Consider the following 12,249-nt stretch of genomic DNA (forward strand, 5'->3'; position numbering starts at 1 on the left):
ATGGCTGATCTGACCACGAATTTTCTCGGTATCCGTTCACCCAATCCGTTCTGGCTGGCTTCTGCCCCGCCAACCGACAAAGCCTATAATGTGGAACGTGCTTTCAAAGCCGGTTGGGGTGGCGTTGTCTGGAAGACGCTGGGTGCGGAAGGCCCGCCGGTCGTCAATGTCAACGGCCCCCGCTATGGTGCCATCTGGGGTGCCGACCGCCGATTGCTCGGTTTCAACAATATTGAGCTGATTACCGACCGCTCTCTGGAAATCAATTTGCGCGAGATGAAAGAGGTGAAAAGCCGCTGGCCTGACCGCGCTCTGATCGCCTCCATCATGGTGCCCTGCGAAGAGGAAGCATGGAAGGCCATTCTGCCACGGGTGGAAGAAACCGGTGCCGACGGCATTGAGCTGAATTTCGGTTGTCCGCACGGTATGAGCGAACGCGGCATGGGTGCTGCTGTCGGTCAGGTGCCGGAATATGTGGCCATGGTGGTGAAATGGTGCAAACAATATAGCCGCATGCCGGTGATTACCAAACTTACCCCGAATATCAGCGATATCCGTATGCCTGCACGTGCTGCTAAAAATGCCGGAACCGATGCGGTATCGCTCATCAATACCATCAATTCCATTGTTTCCATTGATCTCGACAATTTTGCCCCGCAACCAAGCATTGACGGACGCGGCTCCCATGGCGGCTATTGCGGCCCTGCGGTCAAACCGATTGCGCTCAATATGGTGGCGGAAATTGCCCGCGATCCGGAAACTCGCGGAATGCCGATTTCCGGCATTGGCGGCATCACCACATGGCGCGATGCGGCGGAATATATCTCGCTCGGTTGCGGTACGGTTCAGGTCTGCACGGCGGCCATGACCTATGGTTTCAAAGTTGTGCAGGAAATGATCGACGGTCTGTCCGACTGGATGGACAGCAAAGGCTATCAGTCGCTCGATGATTTCCGTGGCCGCGCAACCCCGCAGGTTACCGACTGGCAATATCTCAACCTCAATTACACCACCAAAGCGCGGATTGATCAGGATGCCTGCATCAAATGCGGCCGCTGTCACATTGCCTGCGAGGATACCTCCCATCAGGCAATTACTTCCATGATGGACGGCGTGCGCCATTTCGAGGTGATTGATGAGGAATGTGTCGGCTGTAATCTCTGCGTGAGCGTCTGTCCTGTGCAGGATTGTATCACCATGGAGCAGGTTTCCGGCATTGATCCGCGCAACAAAGAACCGATCAGCCCTGATTATGCCAACTGGACAACCCATCCGAACAATCCGATGGCAAAACACAAACAGGCGGCAGAATAGGAGCGGTAAACGGTGACAGGACAGGCAGTCATCACAACCCGTAAAACAGAGAGCGGCAGAGAATTTTCTGCCGTGTCTCTTCCCTGCTTAACGGGGCCGGATACCATTAAGCAGAATGGCGCTGACCGCCTGTACCGTTTTCTCACAGCAATCCGGCGCATCAAATTTTTCACCGAGCACTGCGCGCAACTGCGTTTCAAAATCGGAATAATGCTGGGTCGTCGCCCAGATCGTGAAAATCAGATGATGCGGGTCGGTCTTTGCCAGCCTGCCCTCTTCCATCCATTGCCCGATCATGGCCGCTTTTTCATCCACCAGTTCGCGCATATCCTCTTGCAGGAAAGTGCCGATTGCCGGTGCACCATGCATAATCTCATTGGCGAACAGGCGCGAAGCCGCAGGATTGCGGAACGCCATTTCAATCTTATTGCGGATGTAAGAGCCAAGCTCTTCCAGCGGTTCGCCCTGCGGATCAATAGACTGCAGCGAGGCCAGCCATTCTTCCATCGTCTGCTGCAAAACGGTGTTGTAAATATCTTCCTTACGGCGGAAATAATACAGAAGATTAGGCTTCGACATACCGGATTTCAGTGCGATCTGGTCGATGGTGGAACCACGAAAACCATAGGTCGAGAACACATCCAGCGCGGCTTCGAGAATGAGCTTGCGGTTCATTTCCTGAATACGCGACAGGCTTTCAGGTTGTTCCTGCTGCATCACGGAAATGTCTTTAGCCGATTTAGATTTCCGTACCATGCTGCTCTTCCCCGCATTTTCATACTGCCTGCAAATATAATGCGTTACAGGCAAATTCGGCCACCGATATTCTCTTGTCCTGAACGGATTTTAGTGGATGATACAGCAGCCGGTTTCCAGCAACGGAAGCAAGCCGGTTTCATAAAATACTCCGCAACAGAACGGAGCAGTAATCAACGTGTTTTTGGGGAAACAATCAAGGCTCTTTTTATGCGGCCTCTGACAAGGCTGCGCATATTACGCCAAAACGCATCATCTTTCACGATGCGCTGAATGAGGAGGAAATCCACATGCCGTCTCCCCGCGCCTTTATGAACTTATCATGATTAATACAGACCGCATACGGAAACAGACATGAACACGCATCTGAACAGCAATCTCAAAACCAATGCTGACCGCCTCTGGGACAGCCTGATGGATATGGCCAAAATCGGCCCTGGCATTTCAACGGGGAATAACCGTCAGACCCTGACCGATGAAGACCGCGAAGGCCGGCTGCTTTTTCAGAAATGGTGCGAAGATGCCGGTATGACCATGGGCGTCGATACAATGGGCAATATGTTCGCCCGCCGCGAAGGCAGTGATCCGTCGCTGCCACCGGTGATGCTCGGCAGCCATCTCGACACCCAGCCGACCGGTGGTAAATTCGACGGCGTGCTCGGTGTGCTCGGCGGACTGGAAGTGGTGCGCACCCTCAATGATCTCGGCATCAAAACCCGTCATCCGATTGAAGTGGTCAACTGGACCAATGAAGAAGGCGCCCGTTTTGCTCCCGCCATGCTGGCTTCCGGTGTTTTCGCCGGTCTCTTTGATGAAGCATGGGCGAAATCCCGCACGGATGCGGACGGTAAAACCGTTGGCGACGAGCTGAAACGCATCGGCTTTGAAGGTTCAATCCCGACCGCCAAGCGCCCGATCAAAGCCTATTACGAGCTGCATATTGAACAAGGGCCTATTCTGGAAGATGAAGGTCTGGATATCGGTATTGTCACCCATGGTCAGGGGCTGAAATGGTTGCAGATCACCCTCACCGGCAAAGAAGCCCATACCGGTTCAACACCGATGCGCAAACGCGTGAATGCAGGGCTTGGTATGGCACGTATCACCGAGCGGGTGGATGAGATTGCATGGGAGCACGCACCGAATGGCGTGGGTGCCGTGGGCTATGCCCATATCAGCCCGAATTCCCGCAATATCATTCCGGGTACTGCTGTTTTTGTCGCCGACTTCCGTCATCCGGATAAAGCAGAACTCGCCAAAATGGTGCAGAAACTGGAGAAATCCGTAGCGGAAATCTGTGAGAAAATCGGCCTGACCTATCAGATTGAAGAAGTCGGCGCGTTTGATCCGGTTTCCTTTGACGAGACCTGCCTCTCGACCATCCGTCAGGCAACCGAGCGTCTCGGTCTGTCACACCGCAATATTATATCCGGTGCCGGCCATGATGCCTGCTGGATCAATCAGGTTGCACCGTCAGCCATGATTATGTGCCCTTGCGTTGATGGTCTGAGCCATAATGAGGCCGAGGACATCACCAAAGAATGGGCTGGCAACGGCGCTGATGTGCTGTTGCATGCAGCATTGGAGACCGCTGAAATCGTATAAATACCTGCTCCGGCATGAGATATTTGTGCCGGAGCTCTTAACCTTTTCGATCAATCAGCATCTGTTCGCAAAAAACCATAAGGGGAAACGAACAATGTCATATTCCGGATCGCATACCAAGTCACAGGCAGATAGTAAAACAACACTGATTAAAGGCGGTAAAATCGTTACCGCAGACCGCTCTTACGATGCGGATATTCTGATTGCAGACGGCAAAATTGCCGCTATCGGCCATGATTTGCAGGGCGATACCACAATTGATGCGCATGGCTGCCTGATTATGCCGGGGGGCATTGATCCCCACACCCATCTGGAAATGCCGTTTATGGGCACCCACAGTTCCGATGATTTTGACAGCGGCACCGCTGCGGCACTGGCAGGCGGAACCACAATGGTGGTCGATTTTGTGCTACCCTCACCGGAAGGCAATTTGCTGGAAGCCTTGCAGGACTGGTTTCAGAAAGCAGGCAAAGCGCGCACCGACTATTCCTTCCACATGGCTGTCACCGGCTGGAGCGAGCGCTGCTATAATGAAATGCCGGAAGTGGTGGCACGCGGCGTCAATACATTCAAACATTTCATGGCCTATAAAGGCGCATTGATGGTCAATGATGACGAGATGTTTGCCTCTTTCCGCCGCTGTGCTGAAATCGGCGCCATGCCGCTGGTGCATGCCGAAAACGGCGATATTGTCGCGCAATTACAGCAAAATCTGCTGGCAGCAGGCAATACAGGGCCAGAAGCGCACAGCTATTCCCGCCCGCCGGAAGTGGAAGGCGAAGCCACCAACCGCGCCATCATGATTGCCGATCAGGCAGGCGTGCCGCTCTATGTCGTGCATGTTTCCTGCGAACAGGCGCATGAAGCCATCCGCCGTGCGCGCCAGAAAGGCATGCGCGTTTATGGCGAACCGCTGATCCAGCATCTGACACTGGATGAGAGCGAGTATCAGAATAAAAACTGGGACTATGCGGCACGGCGGGTGATGTCACCGCCATTTCGCGACAAGATCAATCAGGACAGTCTATGGGCGGGTTTAAGCGCAGGTAGCCTGCAATGTGTAGCCACTGACCATTGCGCTTTCACCACCGAACAAAAGCGCCACGGCGTTGGTAATTTCACCAAAATCCCGAACGGTACCGCAGGGCTGGAAGAACGTCTGCCGGTGCTATGGACAACAGGTGTGCGCACCGGTCGTCTGACCGAGAATGAATTTGTCGCTGTTACCTCAACCAATGCAGCGAAAATTCTCAATATCTATCCGCGCAAAGGTGCGGTGCTGGAAGGATCAGATGCAGATCTCATCATCTGGGATCCGAATGCAACCAAGACAATCTCGGCGAAGCATCAGCATTCGGCGATTGATTACAATGTGTTTGAAGGCATGAAAGTGACCGGCCTGCCACGCATGACTATCAGCGGCGGGCGTGTTGCCTATGCGCAGGGTAAAATTCTGGCAGAGCCCGGTGACGGACGCTTTATTGAGCGTGCGCCGAATACACCGCAACAGCAGGCTTTGTCGGTTTGGAAAGAAGTCGTCGCACCACGCAAAGTAGAACGTGATCCGGCTCTGATGCCGATTGGTGTGTGAAATAAAGTATCCATCAACTAAAAAACGGCGGGAGCACCCGCCGTTTTTTTATATCCAGATGAGGTTCTGACCGGCTTTATTCCGGTTTCATCTCCAGCGTGGCCGCATGAGCCAGCTCGCGATCCAGACGTTTTTCTTCATCGCTTTTCGGCTTGGTGAAACGGCCAAGCAGCAGATAGGCAACCGGTGTCACATAGAGCGTGGCAATGGTTGCCAGTCCAAGACCGCCGACGATAATCCAGCCCAGCGCAATACGGGCTTCCGCACCGGCACCGGAAGCGATGACCAGCGGAATACCGCCAAGCACCGCACAGATCATCGTCATACAAACCGGACGCAGGCGGATATTCGATGCTTCTTCCACCGCCTCCCGCAAAGACAGGCCACGGTCGCGCAACTGATCGGCAAACTCCACGATCAGAATACCGTTCTTCGCCATAATCCCGACCAGCAGCACCAGCCCGATCTGGCTATACACATTAAGACTCGTGCCGGTGAGGATCAGCGCCACAATAGCACAGCCGAGCCCCAGCGGCACGGTCGCCATTACGATCAGCGCACTGACAAAGCTCTCAAATTGTGCGGCCAGAACCAGCAGAATGATCACCACCGCAAAGCCAAATACCAGAAACAGACCGGTCGAGGTTTCGCCCAGCGTTGCCGCTTCTGCCAGCGGCACCATTTGCACACCGGCAGGCAGCAATGGCGCGGCCAGTTCCTGTACGGTTTTATAAGCATCGCCCAGAGCAAAATCACTGCTCAGACCTGAAGTAATCGCAATGGAGCGCAGGCGCTGTTCACGCGCCAGCTGCGGCGGCACTGCAATTTCCCGCACCGTGGCAATGGTTGCCATCGAGACATAACGACCGTCACCGGTACGCATGAAGACATTTTCCAGATCCGTCGGATCATTGATCGGATTGGACGTCGCCATCATCTTCACATCATAAGAACGGTCACCGATATAGACAGCGCCGATCCTGCGGCCATCGAGCACCGACTGCACCGCATTGGCGAGACCGGTAATATCGATACCGAGATCCGATGCCCGCTCGCGGTCAATCTGTACCGAGAGCTGCGGCTGCGTTGCGTCCACCGACAGGCGTGGCTGCTGGAAGCGCGGATCTTTCTCCATCTCAGCCAGCAAAGCACGGGTGACCGGCTGGATCGTTGCATAATCATTGCCAACCAGCGTGAATTGCAGACCATTGCCGGCACCGCGAATACCGAGACTGTTTGGCTGCAGAGTAAATGCACGCACGCCGGTAATCGGACGCAGACGCTTGTTAATATCGGCAACAATATCCTGCTGCTTACGGTCGCGCTCTGCCCAGTCGGCCAGTGTCAGCACCATAAAACCGTTATTGGACGCACCACCGGAACCGGCAATAGCATAGGAGTTTACAATCTCGCCATTATCGCGCAGCGGTTTGAGCGCCACGTCAATCTGCTCAAGCTGTGAGCGCAGGAAATCAATACTGATGCCCTGCGGGCCGGAAATACGCAGCATAACCGCAGAACGATCCTCATTCGGTGTCAGTTCCTGACGCAAAGTCGTATAGGCACTTAATGAGAAGAAGGCGAAAACCAGAGCTGCGGCAACCACAATCCACGGCGCATTAAGGCACCAATGCAGACTGCGGCGATAGAATTGTGCCAGACCGGTACTGACACGATAGACAAGCCCGCGCGGCTTATCTGCACCGGTTTCATGGGCGATGCTTTCGGCGGTCAGAAACCGCGAAGCCAGCATCGGACACAGTGTGAGCGCCACCACGGAGGACAGCAGAACAGCAATTGCCAGCACAAAACCGAATTCGCGGAACAAGCCGCCGGCCTGTCCGGGCAAGAAGGAAATCGGCACGAACACCGCAACCAGTGTCAGTGTTGTGGCGATAACCGCGAAGAACACTTCTTTCGTGCCAAGCACCGCAGCCGCACGCGGCCCCAGCCCCATCGACCGGCGCCGGACAATATTTTCCAGCACCACAATCGCGTCATCCACCACCAGACCGGTTGCCAGAACCAGCGCCAGAAGGGTCAGAATATTGATCGAAAATCCTGCCAGATAAATCGCCGCCACAGTACCGACCAGCGCCACCGGAATGGAAACAGTCGGGATCAGTGTCGCGCGGATATCGCGCAGGAACATATAGATGACAGCAATAACAATGAGGATCGCTGCAGTCAGCGCGATTTCCACCTCATGCATCGCACCACGGATGAAGTTCGCATCATCACTGGTCACCCGCATTGTCATGCCTTCCGGCAATGTCTTATTCAGGCGCTCGACTTCCGCACGAATACCGTCCGAAATATCCAAAGTGTTGGACTGAGCCTGACGGATAATGCCAAGGCCGATACTGTTACGGCCATTATTGAGCACTGCCGAGCTTTCAATATCCGGCCCCAGCGTGACATTGGCGACATCGCGGATACGGGTCTGCCCTTTGATAATGATATTCTCGAAATCCTGCGGCGAGGAAACCGATGCTGTGGCGCGCACCACAATCGCCTGAGAAGCACTGCGCAGCGATCCGGCAGGTTGATCCAAAGCCATAGAAGCCAGTGCTGAACTGACATCAGCAAAAGTCAGGCCATAACTGGCCAGACGTTTATGGTCGATATCAATACGGAAAATCTTGTCACGGTCACCATAGGTTTCCACATCGGCCACACCGGGCACGGCGGAAAGCACATCGACAATCTGATCCTCGACAATCACCGTCATATCATCAACGCTGAGCGTTTCAGACGCAATTGCCAGACGCATGACCGCATCAGCATTGGAATCCGCCTTGATGATACGCGATGCATCGGCTTCTTCCGGCATCTGGTTGGCCACGCGCGAGATCGAGTCACGCATATCAGCGGCGGCGACATTGATGTCCACGCCGTCATTGAATTCAACCGTCACACGGCTGCGGCCGAATGATGAGGTTGAAGAAATATTCTTCACACCGGAAACACGGGCAACTTCATTTTCCAGAACCTGCGTGACCTCACGGTCAACCGTTTCTGCAGATGCACCGTCAAAAGTTGTACTGATCGAAATAACCGGACGGTCAACATCCGGCAATTCGCGGATATCCACGCCACTCAGAGCCGCAAGGCCTGCCACAACAATCAGCACATTGAGCACGAAAGCAAAAACCGGACGGCGAATAAACAATGCCGTAAAACCGCCGGTCTGCGGATTATGCCCGCCGCCTTTTTCTTCAGCGCCGGTTACATCCTCAGTTATTGTGTTTGTTTCAGCGGATGATTTGTCAGAATTCATCATCATCCTGCCTGTTTACTGTTTGCCTGCGCTGTGGCCGGTTCTTTCGGGCTGGCGGTGTTGCCCGCGCCCTTAATCGTCACATTGCCGCCTTCACGCACATTCTGCACGCCTTCGGTGACAATCGTATCACCCTCAGCCAGTGCACCATCAACCAGCACTGCATTGGCATTGCGCTGGATAATCCGTGCAGCAACACGCTCGGCCTTGCCATCTTTGGTAATGCGCCAGACATAAGAACCATCGCCGTCCCACTGCACAGACAGCGGGTCAACCGCCAGATATTGATCGCCGGGGAAAAGGATAGTCACGGTAAAAGACATACCGGCACGCAGCACATCGCTCGGATTGGTAATTTCCGCACGCACCCGCAAAGTCCGGCTGGCCGCGTCAATCATATTATCCATAGCACTGACCTGCCCCTGAAAGCTTTTGCCTGGCAGAGCCGTCGGCATTGCTGTCACGGCCTGCCCCAACCGCAATTGCGGTGCAAACCGCTCCGGTACCCAGATATCAATCAGCAGCTTTGAGCGGTCATCAATCGTAGCAATCGTGGTGGAGGATGTGACATAATTCCCTGCGTCCACCGGCAGAATACCGACAATACCGGCAATCGGTGCTGTAACCGAACGGCGGCTGAGCGCCAGTTCCGCATCCTTCACAGCCAGTTTTGCATTGGCCAGAGCAAGCTCTGCCGCAACAACCTGTACCTGTGTCGCCGTGTTGGAAGCCCGCAAAGTTGCCATACGCTGTTGTGTGATTTCCGCGTCTTTCAGCAGCACCTGTGCTTTCTCAACGGCAATCTGTTCTGTTTCCGCATCCAGTTCGGCAATGACCTGATCTTTATGGACGGTGGTGCCTGCACTCACCAGAAACCGGCGAATAGTTCCGCTTGAATAAGGCGAAACCGCAACCGTATTGAGCGCAACACCGCTGCCGATAGCACTCAGCTTGTCATTGACGACCTGTTTCTGGGCTGGCTTTACAACCACCAAAGGCGCGTTGCGCGCGCCACTCTGCCCTGCTGCCGGTGCGCCGCCGGTGGCCTGTGTCGCGGAACGTTCAGTATTATACCAGCTCCAGCCCCCGAAGGCGGCGGCAGCCACGACCAAACAAACCGTAATTTGTTTCCAGTTTTTCATTATCTTCCGATCTTGCCGCAACCTGAGTTAATTGCCTGCACAGACAGGCTCGCTGCATTCTGCTCTTAAAATGCGTAATCTGCGGTCTCAGGTCTAATTAAATTTCTGTAATCCTGTTGCGGCAAAGTGCCGGAAAGCCCGTAAAACCGGTATCCGGCCCTGTTTAAACCACGTCTCATGCCCTGAGATGAGCCGATATGATTAATAAGACCTTACCATGAGATGGGTCTGACAAAACAAAACGGGCGGAAACACGCTGTTTCCGCCCGCTGAACTCAATAGGATACTGTCTTTTATACGATGGCTTTATAAGCAACGGCCATACGGGCTGCCAGTTTGGCATTGTTCAGCACCAGCGCAATATTGGCTTTCAGGCTGCGGCCTTCCGACAATTCATTGATGCGCGCCAGCAGGAACGGTGTCACATCTTTACCGCCAACGCCCTGATCAGCAGCTTCCTTAACAGCGGCTTCAATCGTGCCGTTAATGAATTCCGGTGTCAGTGCATCTTCTTCAGGGATCGGATTGGCAATCAGAATACCGGTGCCGGAACCAAGCGCATGATGCAGAGCCATCGCTTTCGCAATTTCTTCCGCGCTGTTCAGACGGTGGTCGGCTTTACAACCGCTTGAACGGGTGAAGAATGCCGGAAAATCATCGCTGCCATGCGCAATAATCGGCACGCGCTGGGTTTCCAGATATTCAAGCGTTTTCGGAATATCGAGAATGGATTTCACACCCGCGCAAACCACAGTGGTGTTGGTCATGCCCAGTTCGTTCAGGTCGGCGGAAATATCGAAACTGTCTTCCGCACCGCGATGCACGCCGCCAACACCGCCGGTGGCGAAAATTTCAATACCGGCCAGCGCAGCAATACGCATGGTTGCCGAAACAGTAGTACCGGCAGTCAGTCCCTGCACCATATCTGCGGCCAGATCACGGCTCGATGTTTTCACCGCATCGGTGGTCTGTGCAAGCTGTTCCAGCTGGGCATCACCGAGGCCGACATGGATTTCACCTTTGAGCACAGCAATAGTTGCCGGTGTCGCACCGTTTTCACGGATAACAGCTTCAACCTTACGCGCCATTTCCAAATTCTGCGGGAAAGGCATGCCATGGGTGATGATCGTGGATTCAAGAGCAACAACAGGCGCGCCTTTATCGAGAGCGGCGCGGACTTCATCGCTGAAATGCATAGTCAAACGGGTCATAGCTGGAGCAGTCTTTCTGAGGGAGTTTAATGGAGATAAATCAGTCGCGAATACGATGAAGGTTCGCTTCGAGAAAATGTGCAGACAAGTCCGGATGGACACTTGCGTCGCTTTCGGTTGTCAGCGTGGCCAGCAAAGTACCGGTGCGCACTGCATCGGGCAGTTCCTTCCGGTCAAGCAGACAATAAAGCGTACCGGAAATCAGCGCATCGCCCGCGCCGGTAATATCCACCGGCTGCGCAGGCACACTGGCAATATGCCGGATGCCGCTTTCATCGCCGATATGAACACCGCCAGCACCCATGGTCATGACGATTTTGGCAACGCCACGCGCATGTAAGGCATTGATGGCCTGCTCTGCTGTCAGGCGCGGTGTGCCCGCAGGGTGACGCAACAGGCTATGCGCCTCATCCAGATTGAGGAACAGCAGATCAACACCACTAAGATCCTGAGGCAAACGCAGTGCTTTCGGTGCGGAAACCGTATCAACAGCCAAACGGAAACGGCTGCCGGTTTTCTTCGCCAGCAAGGTTTCCAATGTTGCCTGCGGCAGATTGCAATCGGCAAAAACCCAGTCAGCCGAAGCCAGATGCGGCCACACGGTTTCCAGCGTTTCAGGCTTGAACAGGTCGAAAATGCCCATATCGGCAATGCCGAGTGCCAGCTCATTATCCGGCCCCAGAATGGCAGCATATTCAGCAGTCGGCGCTTCATTGGTCACAATCGCACGGCTGACATCGACACCAAGCAAGCGCAGATGATCAAGAATAGCGCGCCCGGTTTCATCATCGCCAAGAATAGAAACAAAGCCGATATTCACGCCGAGCCGCGCCAGATTTTCCGTGACATTACGGGCAACACCGCCATGGCTGCGATAACCGCTGACCGGATTGGAGGTCTCGCTGATAAGAGGAGCATGGGCATGATATTTACGATCAAAGACCGCGCCGCCAATACAGACGATGCGCTTGTTCTCCGGCAGATAATAGCCACGCCCGAGAACAAAACCCTTCTGGGTCAGCTGCACAATATGAGCAGCAACAGTAGAACGCGCCAGTTTCAGCGCATCAGCAATCTGCTGCTGACCGACAAACGGATTAGCGACAATCATCTCCAGAACAGCACGTTCCTGCGCGGAGAGATCCTGCAGATTTTGCGCACCGGCTTTTGCTGACTGGTTCACATCCTGATCGCCCTGCACCATTGCCATTCTCCGTTTCAATCGTCCTGATGGGAGCCATATAGCAGAGCAATTTCAGATAATCAAACAAATGTTAAAATAAAAACTTTTGTTTTAAATTTTTCTAAGGCAAAACTCCTCATCACCGCACGATAAATAAACAGCACACG

Annotated in this window: 8 protein-coding genes; 3 read left to right on the forward strand and 5 right to left on the reverse strand. The window is 54.1% G+C overall.

The annotated features are described in order from the left end of the window. Positions 1 to 1,314 carry an NAD-dependent dihydropyrimidine dehydrogenase subunit PreA gene (preA, locus tag F7P81_RS04155; RefSeq protein WP_151158659.1) on the forward strand — a complete coding sequence of 438 codons (1,314 nt, stop codon included), beginning with the start codon at positions 1 to 3 and terminating at the stop codon, positions 1,312 to 1,314. Between the two features lie 87 nt (positions 1,315 to 1,401). On the opposite strand, the gene F7P81_RS04160 is transcribed toward preA, so the two are convergent. Continuing rightward, positions 1,402 to 2,070 carry a TetR family transcriptional regulator C-terminal domain-containing protein gene (locus F7P81_RS04160; RefSeq protein ID WP_374828046.1) on the reverse strand — a complete coding sequence of 223 codons (669 nt, stop codon included), beginning with the start codon at positions 2,068 to 2,070 and terminating at the stop codon, positions 1,402 to 1,404. Between the two features lie 354 nt (positions 2,071 to 2,424). Between F7P81_RS04160 and F7P81_RS04165 the strand changes: the two genes are divergently transcribed. Further along, positions 2,425 to 3,675 (forward strand): Zn-dependent hydrolase, encoded by a 1,251-nt coding sequence (locus F7P81_RS04165; RefSeq protein WP_151158660.1) that lies wholly within the window; start codon positions 2,425 to 2,427, stop codon positions 3,673 to 3,675. A gap of 94 nt (positions 3,676 to 3,769) precedes the next feature. Then, on the forward strand, positions 3,770 to 5,266 hold the full coding sequence (gene hydA / locus F7P81_RS04170; protein WP_151158661.1) for a dihydropyrimidinase: 1,497 nt from the start codon (positions 3,770 to 3,772) through the stop codon (positions 5,264 to 5,266). Positions 5,267 to 5,342: 76 nt separating this feature from the next. On the opposite strand, the gene F7P81_RS04175 is transcribed toward hydA, so the two are convergent. The 4 genes from F7P81_RS04175 to F7P81_RS04190 all read right to left on the reverse strand — a co-directional run bounded on the left by F7P81_RS04175 (position 5,343) and on the right by F7P81_RS04190 (position 12,103). Further along, entirely contained in the window at positions 5,343 to 8,552 is a 3,210-nt protein-coding gene (locus F7P81_RS04175; RefSeq protein WP_246176027.1) for an efflux RND transporter permease subunit, read from the reverse strand. Further along, positions 8,549 to 9,688, reverse strand: a complete 1,140-nt coding sequence (locus tag F7P81_RS04180) for an efflux RND transporter periplasmic adaptor subunit (protein ID WP_151158662.1) — start codon at positions 9,686 to 9,688, stop codon at positions 8,549 to 8,551. Before F7P81_RS04180 ends, F7P81_RS04175 begins: the two co-directional genes overlap by 4 nt. Before the next feature lie 293 nt (positions 9,689 to 9,981). Next, entirely contained in the window at positions 9,982 to 10,899 is a 918-nt protein-coding gene (locus tag F7P81_RS04185; protein WP_022710762.1) for a pseudouridine-5'-phosphate glycosidase, read from the reverse strand. Positions 10,900 to 10,939: 40 nt separating this feature from the next. Next, positions 10,940 to 12,103, reverse strand: coding sequence for a PfkB family carbohydrate kinase (locus tag F7P81_RS04190; protein ID WP_225686081.1), 1,164 nt, complete (start codon positions 12,101 to 12,103; stop codon positions 10,940 to 10,942). Positions 12,104 to 12,249: the final 146 nt, after the last annotated feature.

Source organism: Pseudochrobactrum saccharolyticum (assembly GCF_008801715.1).
Classification (GTDB): domain Bacteria; phylum Pseudomonadota; class Alphaproteobacteria; order Rhizobiales; family Rhizobiaceae; genus Pseudochrobactrum; species Pseudochrobactrum saccharolyticum.